This window comes from Sphingobium sp. CR2-8, assembly GCF_035818615.1.
Taxonomy (GTDB): domain Bacteria; phylum Pseudomonadota; class Alphaproteobacteria; order Sphingomonadales; family Sphingomonadaceae; genus Sphingobium.
The window spans coordinates 899,743-918,701 of record NZ_JAYKZY010000001.1 but is presented as its reverse complement, the minus strand read 5'-3'; the positions used below and the strand labels follow the sequence as shown (position 1 = coordinate 918,701).

Here is an 18,959-nt window from a genome sequence, read left to right as displayed (position 1 = left end):
ATCGAGAAGCATCTGGTCGGACGCCGGGCTGCGGCCCGATAGCCCAGCTATAACTTCGTTCACGGCCGCCCTAGGGCGGCCTTTTTGCTGTCGGCAGACCGCGATGATGCCTGCCAGATCGCCTCGGATATCAATCTTCGTATGTTCCTCCCCATCTGGAGAGATCGAGACAGACTGAAGCATTGAATGCAGAATCTCGCGCGCCTGGAGGCGGGAGGATTCGTCCATGCCCAAGATAGCCGAGTGCAGTCCATCGAGTTGTCGATGATAATGAACCGCCATGTTCGGATGTAACATTGGTAGCGGTGCCTCACTCCGCTCGAGCTCGTACTCCAGATCTTTCTTTCGCACCTCAAGAGCAACCATTTTGGCGTTGATCTTGTCAGCCGCCCCGCCCCGCAGGATCAGGTTGACGAGCATGTCGAGATCGCGATCAATCTTTTTGATCTCTGCCTTAGCTGCCGTGACCGAACTTCCCGCCGAAGCGCGGACCCGATTTATCTCGCGCGTAAATTCGTCGCAAAACTCGGCAAAGAGTTCCGGCTGCATAAGCTCATTCCGCAATGCTCCCAGCACCAGTTGATCAAGCACATCTCGCCTGATGCTGTGCCTGTTCTCGCACGTACCTTTGCTCTTGGCGGTGGAGCAGCCCAGCAGAGTTCCCGAAACAGCCGTGTATACACCACCGCAGACGCCGCAGCGAAGAAGATCGGTCAAAAGATGTTTTGGCCTTCTGCGATCACGAAAGCTGGCCTTGGACGCCTCGCCGTTCCGTGACAGCTTTAGGGAGCCTTGCTTCGCCTTGGCCTGTTGCCAAAGCTCATTTGGCACAATCCGAAGTTCCGGGGTGTCTTGTATGACCCACTCTGATTCAGGATTGAGCCGTGCCTGACGCTTTCCGCTATCGGGATCTTTAATGAAGCGCTGGCGATTCCAGACAATCTTGCCGACATACATCTCATTATTGAGGATGCCCGTACCGCGCTGGCAATTGCCGTTGATTGTGCTGGATCCCCAATGGCCGCCAGACGGGCTCTCAATTCCTTCTCTGTTGAGTTCGAAGGCGATTGTCTTCGGCGACTTGCCGCCAATATAGTCGCGGAAAATGCGAAGGATAATTTGAGCCTGTAGCTCGTTGATTGTTCGCTCGCCGCGTTCCAGTTCGCCGATGGCATTCAACCTGCGCACGACATCATAGCCATATGAATTGCCGCCACCTGATTTGCCGAGCTCGACGCGCCCCCGCAATCCTCGCCTCACCTTGTCCGCGAGATCTTTGAGGAAAAGGGCGTTCATCGTTCCCTTCAGGCCGACATGAAGGTGGCTGATTTCTCCTTCTGAGAGGGTCACGATCTTTATGTCGGAAAAATTCATTCGCTTGAAGATGCCGGCCATATCCTGCTGATCGCGCGATAGGCGGTCCATGGCTTCGGCAAGCACAATCTGGAATCTATGGCTCCCTGCATCCGCTATCAGCGCCTGAATACCTGGGCGAAGCAGTGAAGCACCGGATATCTTAGGGTCGGTATATTCTTCTACGATGTCCCAACCCATCTTCTCGGCGTGCAACCTGCAAATACGGAGCTGATCCACAATCGAGACTTCCCGCTGATTGTCTCCGGAATAGCGGGCGTAGACGGCAACCTTCACAATCATTCTCCTGCCTAGGAGCCTTGTTCTGACTCCTTGAGAAAGTCGGCGTACGCACGTCGAGCAGCGTCCCGTGCAAGTAACCGAACCAACGCGACCAAACGCGTGTGTTGGCCGTGCTGCTGAGGGATGCCACTCTGGCATTCATGTCTATCCGGGCACAGCTTCCGACCTTGCGGCTGACCATCTTCAACCATGGTTGCAATCTTGCAGGGCAAGGGCAAGGGGTAAATCAGGAACATTGGGCAAATCTACGGAAGCGGGAGTGCACCCAAATGTGCCAACCGTCCGACCGAAATCCAAAGCCTCACTGCGCGATAGCCATCGCTGATATTTTCGAATCATGAGCATTCCCAAATAGGGTCTGCCCGCCGATATTGATAATGAGCTTAAAACTAAAATGCTGCAAGCCTGCAGACATTAGAAGCTGCATGGCGCCATGTAAGCTTCGCGAGTTCAATGGTCTGCAATCGCCCTACGCGGCTGCATCTCGACGAAACGCAATTTAACTTTCCAAATATGTGCGTTTTGCACTTTTTCGGTACGAATGAAGTGCTATTATGTTGGGAAGAGGAGTGTCATGTCGGAAGTTCACCAAAACAATTGCGCTTTATCCCATCAGGGATCTCTTAGGATCGGCGACTGGTTATGGCGTCCAGTCTACGCGAAGCTCTGGTGGAGCGCTGTTCCGGTCTATTGGGGCGGTATGGCAGCCAGTGGGCACGTACAGCCACTCGGCGCTTTCTACAATTCAGCAGCAGCCGGATTTTTGACGATCTTCTTTTTCCCGCCTCTCGTCGCATTCATCCTGTGGTTCGGCTTCTTTCGAGAGTGGTTGGCTGCGCAGCCTTATGTCGACAGCGATGCCGCCTCCCCAGATCAGATGTTTCTCGGCGCTGACAGCTATGGGCCTTCGGGGATGCCGTGCGAATTCGATCCCTTGGATCCACGGTCTGGAGCACTTTGGGTCGGCAATACCCTAAATCCGTTGAACGCAGCCTATATCAATCGCGCTTCTAAAAGGATGAGTTTCCATCCGCTGGCCCGTTATCAAGGTCGTTCGAGAAGCCACCACTAAGGAGGATAGATGCTTGCTCGATCGAGTTTATCGGAGCGGTTAGGTCTGCCGTTCCTCTTCTATTGTCTGCGTCACATAGATATCGGTTGCGGAGCCCCTGAGGACCCAGAATCTCAGATGAAAGCTGGTCTGCGAATTCTGCGCTCGGATTTACCGATCGGGATGCTCCCTTTTCCGCCTTCGCTATCGCTTCGCGCACATCGTAATTGACGACGTTTAGCTGAGAATTTGCTGTCTCGCTTGTAATGCTGCTTTCCTGCGATGAGGTTCCTATGGACCCTCCACTTCGACCGCTTGCGCCTCGAGACGAGCCTGACGATTTACCAGGGGACGCGCCGCTCCCGGCACCGCCGCCGATTTCGCCCTTCACCGAGATACCGAATGCCGTCTGATCCTGCGCCGATCGCGAAATATTCCGGTCCCAGCCGGTCTGTGCCATGATGGCCTGAACGTCGCGTTGCAGGGTATCGGCGACCTGGGGCTTAAGCCGCCAATCGCCCTTGCGGTCCATCTCGAACCCACCGCGCAGCCAGTTGGCCATAGCCGCGCGGCCTTCCGTCCCTCCGCCCATGAAATGCTCGATTGTATCTGGCCCAGCCTGTTTGCCCGCCTCGAACCGCGTGCTGCTATCGTTGCGCGCCGACTGCTCGAAGCCAGCGCTGCTGGAGACGAGAAGATCATTATGGGCAAGGCTGAAGCGCGCATGGCCGCCATTGGCCACGGCGCCTAGTTGGCTTTCATTGAGAAGACCTGCCTGCCACATCTGGGCGGCCGTTGCCGGGGTGAGGTTGAGGCTGAAATCGCCATTTTGGTCCATCGCGATCTGGCGCTTGCTCAGCTCAATGCCGTTAGCCCGAAGGAGCGATTGCATACGCGTGAGGCGCTCCTTGTCCACGATGCTGGAGAGGCGAGCGTTGCGCGCGCGGTCGGCGATCCCCTCTGCGCCGCCTTCTGCCATGTCGACCTGATTGCCTGATGTGTCGGTCAGTGTCCGGATGAAGCTGTCCAGCCGCGCGGCTTCTCGCGTCGATACGCCTGCGGCAGACGCGCCCTCGGCAAAGCCGAAATTTTCAGATTGCCGACGCTGCTCGCCGATCCGCGCCGCGCTTCGCGTCCCGTCATGTCCGATCTCACGCTGCGCATCGAGCTTGCCCGAACGTTCTGCAAAATTATAGGCGCGTGTGTCCCCGAAGGCTCGCCACTGGACGAGATTTTGGGTGAAGCCGGCGAACGCCTTTTCGCCCGCTTCCCCGCCGCCGAAATAGCCTGTGCCCAGTTTTCGCAGGGCATCTTTCTCGGCGAAACTGTGGATCGCGCCTGTCGCGGCGGCTGCGCGCACGGCGCTTGCAGTGGCCAGATCGCTCAGATCCTTGCCCGTCAGCGCCGGGGCGAGGCCGCCCAGTTCGCGCGCAGCGTCTATGCCGCCGATCGCCATGGCGGTGCCGCCCGGGCAGCCGTCGCCATGGGCGGCGCCGATCGCGCCGGCTGCGCCGAAACCGCGATTGGCGGCAAAGCTCGAGCGCTCGCCAAAGTCGCCAAAGCCCGAGGCTGCGCCGCGGCGGGCGCCTGTTCCCATGGCGGATGCCTGCGCTTCCAGCGCGGAGGCATATCCCTCCGATGTCGAGACGTTGGCACCGGCGGCGGAACCTTGGGCCCGTCGCCCACGCTGTTGCCAAGGAGGATGTTGGTGAGGAAGGCCTGGGCGGTGAGGGGCGTTCCCAGCATCATGTCACCCATCTCGGCAAGGTTCGACCGGCAACGGGCGAGTTGATCCGGCTTCCCGGTGTCATAGCCGGTCCGTGCGCAGACATGAGCGGAATAGCTCTCGAACAGGGCGGCGTCGGACAGGCGCTCGGAGATATCCAGTGGTGGGCGACGCGCGCGACGCGCAGGGCGCGGAGAAAGATGCGGCGCGGCGCGCCTAGGGGCGGAACGTCTGGAGCGACATATTCGGTCGTTGATGGCCGGACGCGATCAGCAATTATCGCACCCCGACGGGCGGGAGCGCGACGAGCGATTGAGGGAGGACCGCAATGCTATTGATCGCTAGCCATAGACCTGCCTTGATCGGCATCTGTCTTTTGATGGCGTGGCCGGACGTAGGCTTTGCCTTACCTTCTCGCCCCGTGGCCCGCAACGAGGTGGCGGTCGCTCGCTGCATCCATCAAGCGGCGCCAGGGCAAGTTTGGCTCGAGAAGACCCTCTGGGGCTTTCGAGATCAGGAAGGGGGGTGGCTTGGCGCTGAAATTCAAAACAGCGATGGAAGCCACGACCTCGGCCCGTTCCAGATCAACAGTTGGTGGGTTCCAAAGCTTGCCTATTTGCTGCACCGGCCACCCGCTCAGGTCCGCATTTGGCTTCGAGACAACCCTTGCTTCAACGCGGAAGCTGCGCGCTGGATTTTCTTGTCGGCCCTTAGACTAACGCGGGATTATTGGCGCGCAGTTGGTGTTTATCATAGCCCGCGTGCAAGTCGTCAGCGACGTTATGCTTCCGACGTAGCCATGCGTCTTACCGAGCGTGTTGGTCCTGCAATCTTCCGTTTGTACGAATCTGTTGATCGCTAGGGTCCAAACTCAATCAACCTCTTGAAATTCTGTGCGCGCATTGATCCAATGAGTCTCCACTGAGCATGAGGCTGCCGGGCATGTCGCGTTCTTTGTTCTGGCTTTCGGATCAAGCATGGGCAGCAATCGAGCCTCATCTGCCGAAGAACCAGCCCGGGGCACGGCGGGTTGATGACCGGCGGGTCATCTCTGGCATCATTCACATGCTAAATCGCGGTGGGCGATGGGCAGATTGCCCTTCCTAATTTGGGCCGGCGACGACTGTTTACAACCGCTGGAACCGATGGAGCCGCCGGGGCATCTGGACCTGCATCCTGGCGACGTTGACCGAGGAAGGCTGGATCGCCGAAACCGGTCAGATCGGCAGCAGCTACATCCAGGCCGACCGCAGCGCCGGTGGCGCAAAAGGCGGCGCGAGTCAATGCCATTGGCATCTCGCGTGGCGGAAGCACTACGAAAATCCACGTCCTTGTCCACGTCATCGGGCGACCACTCCGTCTTGTCCTGACGCCGGGCAACACCTGGGATGTGAAGGGCGCGGACCTGCTGATCGGCGAAACAGCGGGAATGAAGCGGGTGATCGCGGACCGCGGTTACGATGCCATCTGCATCAGGGCTGCACTGCGTGAGCAGGGAACGATCCCAGTGATCCCAGGTCGACGGAACCGCTAGCGCCCAATCCATAATGACGAACGCCGCTACAAGCACCGTTGGCGGGTCGAAGCAATGTTCTGCCGCCTGAGGGACTTCCGCCGCATCGCCTCCCATTACGACAAGCTGGCTAGAAATTTCCTCTCGACCGTGAGCCTTGGCGACGGCCGTTGCCTTCTGGCTCTGAAGCGTCTGAACCCTAGCGATTGCTTGGGCGAACGACGCAACGGCCGCGAGCGATGATACCCGCTAGTCGCTTAGTGAGGTTCTGAAGAGCGGCTGGTTGGAACCAACCGCCCAACTGACCCGCAATGATCTGGTCCGACCTTAGCCGCTCGTACTTCGGCGGCGAGGTACTCTGCCATAGCCAAACTCGCTCCTTCATATCGCTGCACCCAATGTCCCCGACCGAGCCCAAGTGCCCCTAAAGTTGGGTTCAATATCCGGGCGCGAAGAGAGCTGCGCATATCTGTATTCTTGCGATCAAAATCCGCATTCGCCCGATGGTCAAATTCAGCCCATCACAATTGCAGTTCCGAAGACCAGCTCGATGAGCGACTCGATAAGCAACATCAAATCGCCGATCATTATTTCAGCCAACCAAACCAATTCAAGTTTGGCGCGCAATGTCTTCGGCGCGGGGCGTTTGTCCGCTCCGCTCCTTCACGGCAGGCAGATCGCCCACCTTGTCCCGCCAAGCGTGCAGCGCCACAAGCTTTATGTCGATGGGCAGACCGACCAGCTCCGCGAACATCAGCCCTGCAAATAGGGTGATGTCCGGCATGGTGAAAGTCGTTCCTGCAAGAAACGGCTGGCGCGCCAGCAGCGCATCGAAATAGGGCAGGTTAGCGACGGCGAAGGCACCGCGCCGTTCCCCCATTGCTTGGCGCCGATCCAGTCGGGCGCCCGCCATGGTCGCAGCGCCGGGCCGAGGCCGGGGGTACCATAGTGGAAATAATCATCCACCGCGTCGATCACCATTGCCTCGGCACGACGCTGCATCATATGGATGAGCCCCTTTTCCCGCGGCGTTCGGCCCGTGAGGGTCGGATTGCCATCTAGGGTATCGAGATACTCAGTGATGGCGGTACATTCCGAGATAATGGTGCCGTCGTCCAGTTCCAGCAACGGGATTTTCCCGATCGGGTTCTTGGCCAGAAAGCTCGGTTGCTTCTGCTCGGCGGATATGAGATCGACACTGATGAACTCGACCTTGTCCGTAAGCCCCTTCTCGGCCAGCACTATGCGAACCCGGGCGGGGTGGGGCGCGCCTTCACGGTCATAAATCCTCATCATACACTCCTAGAAATTGACCCCGGCGGTGAAGCCCCATGTCCTGGGCGCGGCCGGTAGATATGGATATCCCGTGGCACCGACCTGCGTGCCGGCGTACGTGAGGATCTTTTCGTTGGCGATATTGCGGCTCCAGATCGATACACTGAAAGTGTCATTCGGTTTCAGTGTCAGCTGGGCATTCACCATGTGATAGGCTGGCTGCCGCAGAAAGTTGTTCGGCTCGAAATAAATGCCGCTGCTATAATTGTAATCGGCTGACGCGGTCACCTGCCCGATAGACGTGGAGGCGCTGTATTGCGCCCCGACATGTCCGGTCAACTTGGCACCATATGGTGTCCGATTACCGGATGCGTCGATGCTACGCAGCGGGCTGACCGAGCCAAAGGGGGAGGGGATTGATTGGACCGTCGGGCGCGCCGAAATAGCGGCGATAGGTCGAGTCGAGCACCGTCGCGCCAAAGTCGATCGTCAGGCCCTGCGTAACGCGCACCAAGCCGTCGAACTCGATCCCCCGGGTGCGCGCCCTCTGCGCATTTGCCAGAACAGTTACGTTCCCAATGAGCAACTGCACCTGAGGGTTCGTGATGTCGTACCAGAATGCCGAAATGTTGAAGCGCACACGGCGATCAAATAGTTCGCTTTTGATACCGACTTCATATGCATCGACAACTTCTGCCTTTGTGGCGTTGGGATCGAAACCGAGCAGGTTGAATACACCCGACTTGTACCCGCGACTGAAAGACCCGAAGATCATCGCGTCGTCTGTAAATTGATAATCAACCGCTGCTCGGAACGTGAGCCTGTCATTGTCATACTTGCCGGGCGTACTCGGGCTCGACAGTACCTGAACATTGCCCAACGTGATCGTCGTCGATCCGGTCCCCTTAAGATCGTCCTTGGTATAGCGGAGACCGCCCGTCAGTTTGACCTTGGGTAAGACTTCGACGCTGGCCTGAGCATAGCCTGCATAGGACTTCGCAGATTGCTGCGCACCCAGCCTAAGCTCGTTCAGGTTGCCGTCGCCGATAACGTCACCGGGAAAAAATTGCTGTCCCTGAAAATTCAAGGCATCGATCTTGGTCGTGGTATCGTAATAGAACAGACCCAAAATCCACTGGACTCCGCCGGGTGTAGAATTGGCTAGCTGAAACTCCTGCGTATACTGATCGATGCTGACCGGGAACCGCCCGTAACCATCCGGCCTCGGTCCATTGTCCAAGTCAAACCGCAGATCCTCTTTGTCGTGCAGATATGCTGAGATACTGCTGAATTCTGCGAAACCGAGATCCTGCCGCACCTTGATCGAGCCGCCCCAAGATTGCTGGTGCGAATAAGGATCGATATCGGTGTTCAAGTCATAAAAGCGGTTGGGTGTTGCTCGATCGAACGGCGCCGACTGGAAGCCCTGTGACGTGCCCGGTACGAAACTGCCCTGTGCAGAGGAGTTGGAATAGGCATAGAAGCCACTAAGGGTAATCTTAGTCCGATCGGTCGGCTCGATCAGCAGCTTGCTGCGGACGGTGAATTCGTCGTGGTAGGCGGCGCGGTTGCCGGTCGCGCGATTGACACCGTAGCCATCACCCTGCCTGCGCCCGGCGAGCGAAAGGTCGATCGCCGCACCATCGCCAAGACCGGCGGTCATGTACAGGTCGCCGGTCAGCGTGTCGAAGGCGCCGTATCCGAGATGTGCCTTGCCGCTGAATTCCTGAGAGGGATCCTGCGTGATGATCTGGATGACCCCTCCGCTGGCATTGCGGCCGAAGAGCGTACCTTGCGGGCCTTTCAGGACTTCGACCCGCTCGATGTTGCTGAGAGAGAAGAAGCCGGAGGATAGTCGTGTAAAATAGACACCGTCGACGTACACCGCGACGCTGCCTTCATTACCGGGATTGTTGGCCGAATTTCCGATTCCACGGAGAAAGGGCAGAACCACACCATTCTGTACGGGAAGCGATAGGCTGGGAGCCAGGCCCGCGACGTCTAGTAGCGACCTCACGCCGCGTGTCTCGAGCGAGCCGGCTGTAAATGCGGTCACCGAAACGGGCACGGACTGAAGGTTCTCCGATCGTTTCTGTGCAGTGACGACTATATCTTCCAATTGGGTGGCATCTGCCTGGCCCGCACTATCGCCCGTCGGCGCCGCGGTTTGTGCAAACGCCGGTTGTGAACCGAGAACGGCCAGCACCGAAGCACCAGCCAGCAAAAGACCACAAGCCCGTCCCCTCATGATTTCCTCTCCCTTTCGCAGATCAGCATTTTTGCTGATTCCCAGTCGAGATACGCTAGCGCCGTCTTTTAACGCGACCGATCCGGTCTGTTTGACGAAGGCGTTTCACGACTCCCTACCTGTCGGCAGGTAGTGGTGGCGTATGACTTCCCGTATCCGATGTCAACGGCTATAGCGCGATCTTGAAGGGACCGATTTAAGCATGGCTGACACAAGGGACACGATTTTGGCGGCGGCGATGCCGATCGTCCAGGCACGTGGCTATAACGGCTTGAGTTTCCGAGAACTGGCCAAGGTCGTGGGGATCAAGAGCGCCAGCATTCATTATCATTTTCCTTCCAAGGCTGACCTCGGAGCGGCATTGGTTCGTCGATACCGCGAATATGTGCGCGACGGATTTAGAACGATAAGCGATCATTTGCCGGACCTTGCGGCCTGTTTGAATGCGTATGTAAGCGGGTTCAGGCAGACGCTGGAAAACGGTAATCGCATGTGCCTCTGCGGTCTCCTGGGTGCAGAGTATGATGAATTGCCAGATCCCGTCAAAGACGAGATCGAAGGTTTCGTAGAAGACAATGTTTCCTGGGTGGCAGGGATGATCTCTGCCTCACGAGCGGTGTCCCAAGAAAATGCTCGATCGCGCGCGTTGGCCATTTATGCCGCACTTTCCGGCGCGCAACTGATCGCACGGAGCAGAGGCGATATTTCGATATTCGATGCGGTCGCGCAGAGTTATGGGACGTGCGGTCTTCTGGCGGATGGCGAGGCCGCAGAAGGACAATAGAGAAGCACCGGTCACCCGGGTTGCCTTGGGCATTGCACATCCAACGCGCAGCAGCACGGCGGATAAACTCGGTTCGTTCAGCGTGCGGGCTGAGAGCGGATTCGATCGATGGCGGGTTGGAGCAAATCGAGATAATCTCGCGCCAACTGGCGCAAGTCCTTGGTCGCTCCTTCGCTGCTCCATTCGGTAATTGCCTGAACGACGGCGATCACGAGGATCGCGCGCAGCAGTCGAATCTGGCCGTTGCCGGTCGGGCGGCCGAGGCGGCGGGCGAGTTCCTCATCCACAGTATCGGTGCGATGCTTGGCCGAAGGAACGAGGTATTGGCCCCGGATCGCGGGAACTTCCTCCAGCAGTCGCTGGGTCAGGCGGGCGTGCTCAGGACTCATCGACATGTCTGTTAACATTTCGTCTATCGCATAACGATAAGTGTCCAATAGTGGTTCGTTGCAATGGCGTTCGGCTATTCTTTTGCCGATCCGGCGTTCGATGGCTTCGATCCCATGCGCGAGGATCGCGTCCTTCCCCTTGAAGTGGCGGAAGAGGGTGCGAAGCGAAATTCCGGCCTCCTCGCAGATGTCCTTTAGGGACATTTCGTTATATCCCTGCTCGCTGAACCTGCGCAGCGCGATGCGGTGTATTTCGGTGATCAGATCGGTCCGCCGACGATCTCGGATCCCGCCAGCGACTTGTCCGTATTCAATTCGCGACACGATGCACCTCTTTGCCGCTCTTGTAACACAGGACCCGCTTAGGGAAACGAGTTTGGTGGCCAGAGCCAAGGCCACCATAAGGAATCTTCAAGCTGCTGCCGGCGGTGGGCGTGATGTCGTAGTCTCGACCTTATTCGGTCTGGCTGGGGAGATTCAGTCGAATCGCTTAGATTTTTCGAGGGACCAGCCCGCGCCCAATCTGCAGGACCACGGTGATAACGAGCTTATTGAGGCTGTTGATTGCGATACAAATTCCGCAAGGGCGTCTTGGCGCTCAATGGGCAGGCGAAGCCAATGACCTGCGAATGCGCGCTCCGGTAGCCTGGGCAGAATGCGCCGGGACGTAGAACGGTTGGTCGACGAACTGCTCGGCCTCGACGAATGGCCTCCAAGATCTGTCCAGATGATATCATTCCATAGCGAGCAGATTTGCTAAGCTTTGGACGGATCAACTAAACTAAAACCCTTGCGAAGGACGGGTAACTCGGGAAACTGCGATAAAATTGTCTCCAGCGCCAGGCGTGGGGACGTGAGATGGGACGCCCCGCTAAGATGCCGTCCGGAGAGGCCGATTATGTATAAGGTTATGGCGTTTCTGACGCGAAAATCAGGTATGAGCCGTGAGGCTTTCCGGGAATATTATGAGGGGAACCACGCGCCGCTGGTGGAAGCTCTAACGCCTAAGATGGCAAGCTACAGTCGCAACTATGTGAACCTCGACGAGCCGTTCAAACGGGACGAGAGCCTTATCGCTTTCGACGTCGTCACCGAGATGGTCTTCGAGGACCGTGCTGCTTGTGAAATCTGGTTTGCATCGTTCCAACTTCCTGAAGTTGCACAGCAGATTTCGGTCGACGAGGGGAAATTCCTCGATTGCAAACGGATACTGGTCTGTTCGGTTGAACACGAGCAATCACAATGACCGCGTCGGCTCGCCTTGCCGGACGCAGAGCGATCGTCACCGGTGCTTCGCGCGGCATTGGTCAGGCAATCGCAACGCTTTTCGCCGATGAAGGCGCGCGCGTCCTTGCGGTATCCCGTGATCTATCAAAGCTTCAGACCGCTTTCGACAGCCGTAACAGCATTTCGACGCTGGCTGCAGACATGGGCACGTCAGGCTCTGCCAAGCAGATCGTTGAGGCAGCGGAAACACAGTTGGGCGGCGTCGACATCGTCGTCAATGCGGCTGGCCTGTTTGAGATCATGGCCTTGGAGGGCATCGACCACGCCCATTGGGACCGAACCTTCGCCGTTAATGTAGCGGGTCCGATGGCGTTATGTACGCAGGCAATACCGGCTTTGAGGCGCTCACCAGCCGGAAGGATCATCAATATCGGTTCAGTGAGCGTACGCCTCACCCAGCCGAGTAGGGGCGCATATAACGCAAGCAAGCACGCGTTGACGGGTCTTACACTGAGCCTCGCGGTGGAACTCGGGCGTTACGGCATCACCGCGAACGTCCTGCATCCCGGCACCATCCGAACCGATATGACGCGCGCGATACTACAAAACCCTAAGATGCAGAAAATGTTCGAAGACAAGACGGCCGCGGGGCGTGTAGGCAATGGCGATGAGATCGCAAATGCAGCGCTTTATCTGGCAGACATTCGTTCAGGTTATACCACCGGGCAGACAATCTGCGTCGATGGCGGATATAGCGCCGGAGTATATGACATGGGGCTTTAGCGCTATCTTGGCATTCCTCGTTCAGCCTATTGAAGCCTGTCTCGTTTCGCAGTGGATTTCCTGGCCATCGCTGAACCATACTGTATGCGCATTGCGCTTTTCTATGGGGTGACGCTGAACCGGGGCGAGTACCCGAGCGGATCGCCTATGCGCGCGCGCCTCGTAATCCAAGCAGATGGCGACGCTTGACCCGAGTGTGGCAGACGAATGCGTTGACATTGGCAAACACTTTTATCGTTACTCGGCGCGAACCCGATCGATGACCGGCTGCAGAAGATCGAGATATCCATGCGCTAGCCGGTGCAGGTCGTTCGCTACGCCGTCGCTGGTCCACTCGGTTATCGCCTGTACGACGGCTATGACGAGGATCGTGCGTAACAGTCGTACCTGCCCGTCGCCGGTCGTGCGGCCAAGACGGTGGGCGAGCTCTTCATCTATGGCGTCGATCCGATGTTCGATTGACGGTACGAGATACTGGCCCCGTATCGCGGGAACTTCCTGAAGTAGCCGCTGGACAAGGCGCGCGTGATCCGGCCTCGCTGACATTTCGGTCAGCATTTCATCAATTGCGTAACGATACGCATTCATTAGTGGCTCGCTACGGGGCCGTTCGGACATTCTTTCCCAGATTCGGCGTTCGATAGCCTCGATGCCGTGGGCGAGGATTGCGTCTTTGCCCTTGAAGTGACGGAAGAGGGTGCGAAGCGAAATCCCAGCCTCTTCGCAGATATCCTTCAGAGCCATATGGTCATAGCCCTGCTCGTTGAACTTGCGCAGCGCGATGCGGTGTATTTCGGCAATCAGGTCGGCACGCCGACGATCTCTAATTCCGCCCGAGACATTTCCGTGTTCGATACCCACCACACTACGCCCCTTCACCGGTTCTTTAGCACGAACGCCAGATTGTGAATGGGTTTGGTGCATAGGGTCTTCCCGCCCCAATGAGCAAGCTTGCCGCGTTGGTCCTATCCTGAATTGATAGGTCAATGGAAACGCGGCGAATCTGACCCCGACCAAAAGTGTACTGGTTGGAGGCCTCTGGGTCCTCCTTCTGGACGCTGTAAACCACCGGCATCGCCTTCGGTTTGGATCCCGAGTTAGGTTGACGCGCTCGATCCTAACCACAAACCAAATAGCGACAATCTGCCATGTTTTGGCGACTTGACACGGATAGGCATATTTTGCATCAGTCATGGATTGCCGGGCCGTACACGACAGGCGGTTTCTAATCGAGACGAACTAATACAGGCTCACTTTGTTAAAAATTCGATAGCCTGCATCTAAATATGTAAACCCGTTTGAGTTTGTTGGCGCAATCACATCCTCGGCTGCACGTCTTGCGGAGACGTCGATTCGCTAATCATTTGCTAGTTCTATTGGATTGGTTTCGAGGTAGTGAGTTATGTTGTCTTCTCGTCGGATTAGGGTTGGGATCATAGGGGCGAGCGCGAACAAATTCGCCTGGGGTTCGACCGCGCATGTACCCGCTCTAAAATCGCTGCCCGAATATGAGCTGGTCGCGGTCGCCTCCCGTAATCAGGCCAACGCGGACGCGGCGGCCGTTGCCCATGGGATTCCACGCGCATACGGCGATTATCTGGAAATGGTGCGCCAGCCCGATCTGGACATGATCTGTGTCAGTACCAGTTCGATTGACCACCATGCGCTGATCATGCGGGCAATCGAGGCAGGCAAGCATGTATTCTGCGAGTGGCCATTCGGGACGAACATCGATCAAGCGCTCGAGATGCGCGATTTCGCTCGGGCCAAGGGGGTGCGTACACTCGTGGGGCTGCAGACGCGCTACGCGCCGATCGTCCGCTACGTGCGCGACCTGATAGCTGAGGGTTTTATCGGCAAGCTTTACGCGGTCACTTTCGGCCGATCGAACGACCAGATGGCGCAGATGGCTCTCACGCCCGAGTATCGCGATTTCATCGAGTCAGCGAAAGCGGGTCTGCGCATCATGGGCGGGCACGGGTTCGACACGCTTGCCGCCTATGTCGGCGAATTGACCGACGTCCAATCCTATATGGAAACTGAGATGGATCATGTCCGCCTGACCACGGGCGAGGTTGTCCCGCTGACGGACAAGGATCATATCCTGGTGCAGGGGCGGCTTGCCGACAATGCTGTCGTCTCGGTTCTGCTTAAGCAGAACAGCCCGACCTACCAACCTTTTTTCTTGGAAATCAGCGGTTCTTCCGGGGCCATCATTATCACGGCGAGCAGCGACATAGACTATCGTGAACGCCACCCGGGAGTGCCGTTCGATTTCGAGATGTTCGGTACGTCGGCGCTTGGAAAGCCAACGCAGCCCATGGCCGTTCCAGCGCGATACCGACTGGTGCCAGACGAAACGCCGCCTGGTCCATCAATCGATGCCGCGCACATGTTTAGGCACTTTGCCGAAGCGCTTGTGACCGGTAGCAAGTGCGACACCGACTTCGACCACGGCGTCCATCGTCATGAGTTGCTGGAAACAATCGTTCGCGCCGCCGAAAAGGGGCAGCGGATGGTGTATGCGCGAACTTGACTTCAACCTGTTCCTGCTAATTGCACAGCCGACGCCAAAGATGTTGAGGCGGAGAAGGGAGAGCCATTCAATGGTCGCCTCAGCGCAGATCCAGCCATCAAATCTCTTCGCGTCGAACGCTGTAAAAATCCGGGCATCCCTTACCGCTCGTGAGCAAGCGGTGGGCCATCGGCTACTAAAGCCAAGTCCCTAAGTCTTTCTTCCCAGGCTCGCGGCGAGCTATGCGTCCGCGACGACAGCGCCCAGTTGAATGCGAAGACCCGTCGATCTGACCTCGAGATATCTTTGAAAGCAACCGCGAAGGAGCCCCGCGTTGGTGCTTTCATCAAACTGTAAGAAATCGTGCGATCTCGACGCACGCTTCCGAAAACTCTCGCCCATAATTCGAAAGCGTTGTCGCTGGCAAAGCCGATCGGTCCGATTAGGATTACTGTTTCGAAGGTGTCGCCAAATGCGAACAAGCCAGATCGGCGTCTTCGCAATGCTCGTCTGCTGCAATGTTCGAGGAAAATCCAGTGCGTAGCAAATGACAGGATGGGCGAGATTAAAAAAGGGGAGGGTTTATGACGCTGAAAATCTCGGCAGCGATGTTACTTACCGGAGTGGCGATGTCTGCCATCGCATCCGCAGCGGAGGCGCAAACTGCGCCAGCGCCGGTCACAAATAAGGCTGCGACGAACAAAGATCCAGATGAAATCGTCGTCACGGCGCAGCGCCGCGAGCAGGCGCTCTCCGACGTTCCCCTCTCAATTGCGTCGGTCAGCGGCGCCGCGTTGGCTACGCGCAATGTGGCGTCGGTGGATGATCTGAGTAAGCTCGTCCCTGGGCTTTCAGTCAGCGATAGCGGCTTCTCGACACCAATATACACATTGCGCGGCGTCGGTGTGAACGAACCGTCGATCGGTTCGAACAGCTCTGTCGCGATATATGTCGATGAGATTCCGCTGGTATATCCGGTAATGACGCAGGGCGTTGCACTCGATCTGCAACGATTGGAAGTTCTTAAAGGACCACAGGGCACCCTTTACGGACAGAACTCGACGGCGGGTGCGATCAATTACATCGCAAATAAGCCAACAAATAGTTTCGAAGCCGGCATTACCGGCACTTTCGGCCGGTTCGACCGCGGTACAGTCGAGGGCTTCGTCAGTGGTCCGCTGACTGACACGCTCAAGGCGCGGGTCGCTGCGCGGTACGAAACCGGCGGCAATTGGCAGGAGAGTCAGTCGCGTGACGACGGGATCGGCAAGATCAGGCGCTTCACCGGTCGTGCAATCGTCGATTGGCAGCCAACGGATCGTCTAACGGCTACCTTTAACGCCAACAGCTGGGTAGACAAATCCGACACCGTCGTGCCGCAGTTCGTCGCGGCATATCCGGGCAACAGTTTCAACGTCGATCGTAATCTGGTGGTAACCGACGGCAATCCGTTGAGCTGCAAGACGGCAGGGACGGTCGCGGCGCTGCCAAGTTGCCCGATCAATGCGCTGACTGGCACCCGGATCACAAATTCCAGCCCTGCGGTTCAGCCGGTCGTCACGAATCCTGGGCTAATTGCGCCGAACAACTCCCGCCTTGCAGACTGGGACCAGGGTCAGAATCTTCGTCGAAACGATAAGTTCTGGCAGCTGTCAGGAAGACTTGCATATGATTTGAGCGACGAGGTCACTCTGACGTCCCTTACGTCGTACGCCCACCTTGACCGTTATCAGAACTCCGAGAATGACGGCACCGCCATTTCGGAGACTCTCCGGAATGTCCAGGTAGGCTCGATTAAATCGTTTCAGCAAGAGGTCCGTCTGGCGGCCGATTTCGGTCCAGTTCATTGGGTCTTCGGTACCAATTACGGGAAAGACAAAACCAATGATGAAGTCAGCCAGTTTCTCCGCAATTCTTCGCAAATACAAAATCTGTTCGGCGGCCTGGCATCATCAGGCGCGCGGATACTCGCTCGTCAGAGCATCAAAAACTGGGGTGTGTTTACCAACGTCGATATCGACATCACGCCCCAGTTCACACTGAGCGGTGGCATCCGGCTAAGCCAGGACACGCGCAAGTTCCGAGGCTGCGGGGCGGCGCTCGACGATGCGTCCGGCCTTGCCTATACGGCATTGTTCAACTTTTTCCGTAGCGGCTCCGGCCGGGCTCCGGCCCGCCCAATCCAGGCTGGAGAATGCTTTAGTTTCTACTTTCAATCGAGCCCCGCGAGCGCTGCCGCGCAAGCACAGGATACCGCCAATCTTCCCTTCTACACGCTGGGATTTGCCAATCGGAAGCTCGAGCAGGATAATGTTCCCTGGAACGTCAATCTGAGCTACAAACCGACCGAAAGTTCGCTAATTTATGCGCGCGTGAGCCGCGGCTTCAAGGCAGGCAATTTCTCATCGTTGAACACCGTCGATTCAGTAGCTTATAACCCGGTGGTTCAGGAGAAGCTGACCTCTTACGAACTTGGCGGTCGCGCGGGCATTGGTCGCTGGCTGCGTATCGAAGGCGCTGTGTTCCGATACGATTACGTTGATAAACAGGTGCGCGCGCGGATTTTCGTTGGACCGCCATTCGGAAATATCGGCGGACAAGACACAATCCCCAAATCGAGATTGCAAGGTGCAGAGGGGTCGCTCATTTTGCGACCGGTTTCCGGGCTGACGCTTTCGGGCAGCGCCACGTACATCAAGAGCAAGGTCTTGAAATATACCGGGCAGACCGTTCTCCAGACCAATAGCGTGCTGCGCGACTTCTCAGGCTCCCCTTTCAATTTCGCGCCTAAGTGGAGCCTGAATGGCGACCTGAACTACACTATGCCCATTTCCTCAACATTTGACGCATTCGTCGGCGCCAACGTCGCCTATCGCGGCAAGACCTCCTCGGCCTTCGTCCCGCCGAATCAGACGGCGGTCGAGCAGGCGGGCCTGAAGGTATTCGAGATTCCCTCCTACACGTCGGTGGATGGTCAACTTGGCGTTCAGGCGCACGATGGCAAGTGGCGCGCCTACATCTGGGGCAAGAATATTTTTAATAAATTCTATGTCTCTAACATCGTCCGCGTCACGGACGTGATCGTGCGCTACCCGGGCCAGCCAGCCACATTTGGAGGCACCGTCGCGTACAAGTTCTGATTTCGAACCGAAACGGGGGGCGAAACGGATATAGCCATCCGTCCGCCCCCCCCCGTACGGCAATACATGCTCGGTGTTTTCCGCGCATATTGCTGACGAGCGGATACTCACGATGTTGCGGTCCGTCACCGAAGGGCCGGGGCGCACTGCCAAGCTCTACTGAATTGATCCCGAGCTTTGCAATCTGTCGCCCGAGGAACGTCGGACGGCGCAGCATTGTGAGATCTGCCCCGTCGTCGAGAACCCGCACAGATTTCTCGACGCCACACTCTGACGGATCAGCCACAAGATCACGTTCGCCCAAAACATCGGCTGCGCCCTCACCGTAAGGAGAAGGGCACCCGTTTCCTGGATGCCGGCCGCATCGAACCCGGTAGCAATTTCGTCGGACTCAGCATCCATCCATTGGCTTTTGAAACGCAATATGCCCTATCTCTTGGGCTTCGATGTCGGCCGCGATCACTGGGCGGTCGTCGCCAGCTTGATCCGGGAGGCTGTGGGTAGACACCCTTCCGGATCACCCTATGATGCACATCGTGTCGACCCGAACGAGCATACTAGCACAAAGGGCATTTGCACATTGCCGTCGCTGAACACCGGGTCAGATCGTGGGGGAACCGCCGTCTGCCGGGATCGGGAGCCCATATGAAGC

Annotated in this window: 15 protein-coding genes and 1 pseudogene; 8 read left to right on the top strand and 8 right to left on the bottom strand. The window is 57.4% G+C overall.

Annotation, left to right across the window (positions count from 1 at the left end; translation table 11 throughout):
* A partial coding sequence (locus U5A82_RS03890; RefSeq protein WP_326288747.1) for a recombinase family protein occupies window positions 1-1,650 on the bottom strand: 1,650 nt, incomplete at its 3' end.
* Window positions 1,651-2,230: 580 nt separating this feature from the next.
* Here U5A82_RS03890 and U5A82_RS03885 point away from each other — a divergent pair.
* Entirely contained in the window at window positions 2,231-2,728 is a 498-nt protein-coding gene (locus U5A82_RS03885) for a hypothetical protein (RefSeq protein ID WP_326288745.1), read from the top strand.
* Here U5A82_RS03885 and U5A82_RS03880 read toward each other — a convergent pair.
* On the bottom strand, window positions 2,667-4,304 hold the full coding sequence (locus tag U5A82_RS03880; protein WP_442802138.1) for a hypothetical protein: 1,638 nt from the start codon (window positions 4,302-4,304) through the stop codon (window positions 2,667-2,669). The two genes, U5A82_RS03885 and U5A82_RS03880, sit on opposite strands and share 62 nt — an antisense overlap.
* 457 nt (window positions 4,305-4,761) lie before the next feature.
* Here U5A82_RS03880 and U5A82_RS03875 point away from each other — a divergent pair, with 457 nt between their 5' ends.
* The gene (locus U5A82_RS03875; RefSeq protein ID WP_326288743.1) at window positions 4,762-5,295 is read left to right on the top strand and encodes a lytic transglycosylase domain-containing protein; all 534 of its coding nucleotides are present in this window, start codon (window positions 4,762-4,764) and stop codon (window positions 5,293-5,295) included.
* An 80-nt stretch (window positions 5,296-5,375) separates the two neighbouring features.
* Window positions 5,376-6,133, top strand: a pseudogene (locus U5A82_RS03870) (IS5 family transposase).
* Window positions 6,134-6,556: 423 nt separating this feature from the next.
* Here U5A82_RS03870 and U5A82_RS03865 read toward each other — a convergent pair.
* From U5A82_RS03865 to U5A82_RS03850, 4 genes are read right to left on the bottom strand one after another with little or no spacing between them, the layout of a single operon-like run.
* A complete protein-coding gene (locus U5A82_RS03865; RefSeq protein ID WP_326288809.1) occupies window positions 6,557-6,769 on the bottom strand; it encodes a glutathione S-transferase family protein in 213 nt (70 codons plus the stop codon).
* Entirely contained in the window at window positions 6,700-7,242 is a 543-nt protein-coding gene (locus U5A82_RS03860; protein WP_326288741.1) for a glutathione S-transferase, read from the bottom strand. The genes U5A82_RS03865 and U5A82_RS03860 overlap by 70 nt, the downstream gene beginning before the upstream one ends.
* A gap of 6 nt (window positions 7,243-7,248) precedes the next feature.
* Window positions 7,249-7,560, bottom strand: a complete 312-nt coding sequence (locus U5A82_RS03855) for a TonB-dependent receptor (protein ID WP_326288739.1) — start codon at window positions 7,558-7,560, stop codon at window positions 7,249-7,251.
* Window positions 7,561-7,600: 40 nt separating this feature from the next.
* Window positions 7,601-9,469: a TonB-dependent receptor gene (locus U5A82_RS03850; RefSeq protein WP_326288737.1), complete on the bottom strand. Its 1,869-nt coding sequence runs from the start codon at window positions 9,467-9,469 to the stop codon at window positions 7,601-7,603.
* Between the two features lie 202 nt (window positions 9,470-9,671).
* Between U5A82_RS03850 and U5A82_RS03845 the strand changes: the two genes are divergently transcribed.
* Complete coding sequence (locus tag U5A82_RS03845) at window positions 9,672-10,253, top strand: TetR/AcrR family transcriptional regulator (RefSeq protein ID WP_326288736.1); 582 nt, start codon at window positions 9,672-9,674, stop codon at window positions 10,251-10,253.
* A gap of 77 nt (window positions 10,254-10,330) precedes the next feature.
* Here U5A82_RS03845 and U5A82_RS03840 read toward each other — a convergent pair whose 3' ends face one another.
* A complete protein-coding gene (locus tag U5A82_RS03840) occupies window positions 10,331-10,966 on the bottom strand; it encodes a TetR/AcrR family transcriptional regulator (RefSeq protein WP_326288735.1) in 636 nt (211 codons plus the stop codon).
* A gap of 574 nt (window positions 10,967-11,540) precedes the next feature.
* Between U5A82_RS03840 and U5A82_RS03835 the strand changes: the two genes are divergently transcribed.
* The gene (locus U5A82_RS03835; protein WP_326288733.1) at window positions 11,541-11,888 is read left to right on the top strand and encodes an EthD domain-containing protein; all 348 of its coding nucleotides are present in this window, start codon (window positions 11,541-11,543) and stop codon (window positions 11,886-11,888) included.
* A complete protein-coding gene (locus U5A82_RS03830; protein WP_326288731.1) occupies window positions 11,885-12,652 on the top strand; it encodes an SDR family NAD(P)-dependent oxidoreductase in 768 nt (255 codons plus the stop codon). The genes U5A82_RS03835 and U5A82_RS03830 overlap by 4 nt, the downstream gene beginning before the upstream one ends.
* 237 nt (window positions 12,653-12,889) lie before the next feature.
* Here the strand turns inward: U5A82_RS03830 and U5A82_RS03825 are convergent, their stop codons facing one another.
* On the bottom strand, window positions 12,890-13,513 hold the full coding sequence (locus U5A82_RS03825; protein WP_326288729.1) for a TetR/AcrR family transcriptional regulator: 624 nt from the start codon (window positions 13,511-13,513) through the stop codon (window positions 12,890-12,892).
* 541 nt (window positions 13,514-14,054) lie between these two features.
* On the opposite strand from U5A82_RS03825, the gene U5A82_RS03820 reads away from it, so the two are divergent.
* Both U5A82_RS03820 and U5A82_RS03815 read left to right on the top strand, forming a co-directional pair.
* Window positions 14,055-15,188, top strand: a complete 1,134-nt coding sequence (locus tag U5A82_RS03820) for a Gfo/Idh/MocA family protein (protein WP_326288727.1) — start codon at window positions 14,055-14,057, stop codon at window positions 15,186-15,188.
* Window positions 15,189-15,751: 563 nt separating this feature from the next.
* A complete protein-coding gene (locus U5A82_RS03815) occupies window positions 15,752-18,307 on the top strand; it encodes a TonB-dependent receptor (RefSeq protein WP_326288724.1) in 2,556 nt (851 codons plus the stop codon).
* Window positions 18,308-18,959: the final 652 nt, after the last annotated feature.

What these genes read in the sequence shown, in the direction of transcription:
- U5A82_RS03845 (WP_326288736.1), top strand. Translation starts at nt 9,672, where the DNA reads ATGGCTGACACAAGGGACACGATTTTGGCGGCGGCGATGCCGATCGTC.
- U5A82_RS03850 (WP_326288737.1), bottom strand. Translation starts at nt 9,469, where the DNA reads ATGAGGGGACGGGCTTGTGGTCTTTTGCTGGCTGGTGCTTCGGTGCTG.
- U5A82_RS03860 (WP_326288741.1), bottom strand. Translation starts at nt 7,242, where the DNA reads ATGATGAGGATTTATGACCGTGAAGGCGCGCCCCACCCCGCCCGGGTT.
- U5A82_RS03815 (WP_326288724.1), top strand. Translation starts at nt 15,752, where the DNA reads ATGACGCTGAAAATCTCGGCAGCGATGTTACTTACCGGAGTGGCGATG.
- U5A82_RS03885 (WP_326288745.1), top strand. Translation starts at nt 2,231, where the DNA reads ATGTCGGAAGTTCACCAAAACAATTGCGCTTTATCCCATCAGGGATCT.
- U5A82_RS03875 (WP_326288743.1), top strand. Translation starts at nt 4,762, where the DNA reads ATGCTATTGATCGCTAGCCATAGACCTGCCTTGATCGGCATCTGTCTT.
- U5A82_RS03830 (WP_326288731.1), top strand. Translation starts at nt 11,885, where the DNA reads ATGACCGCGTCGGCTCGCCTTGCCGGACGCAGAGCGATCGTCACCGGT.
- U5A82_RS03835 (WP_326288733.1), top strand. Translation starts at nt 11,541, where the DNA reads ATGTATAAGGTTATGGCGTTTCTGACGCGAAAATCAGGTATGAGCCGT.
- U5A82_RS03880 (WP_442802138.1), bottom strand. Translation starts at nt 4,304, where the DNA reads ATGGGAACAGGCGCCCGCCGCGGCGCAGCCTCGGGCTTTGGCGACTTT.
- U5A82_RS03820 (WP_326288727.1), top strand. Translation starts at nt 14,055, where the DNA reads ATGTTGTCTTCTCGTCGGATTAGGGTTGGGATCATAGGGGCGAGCGCG.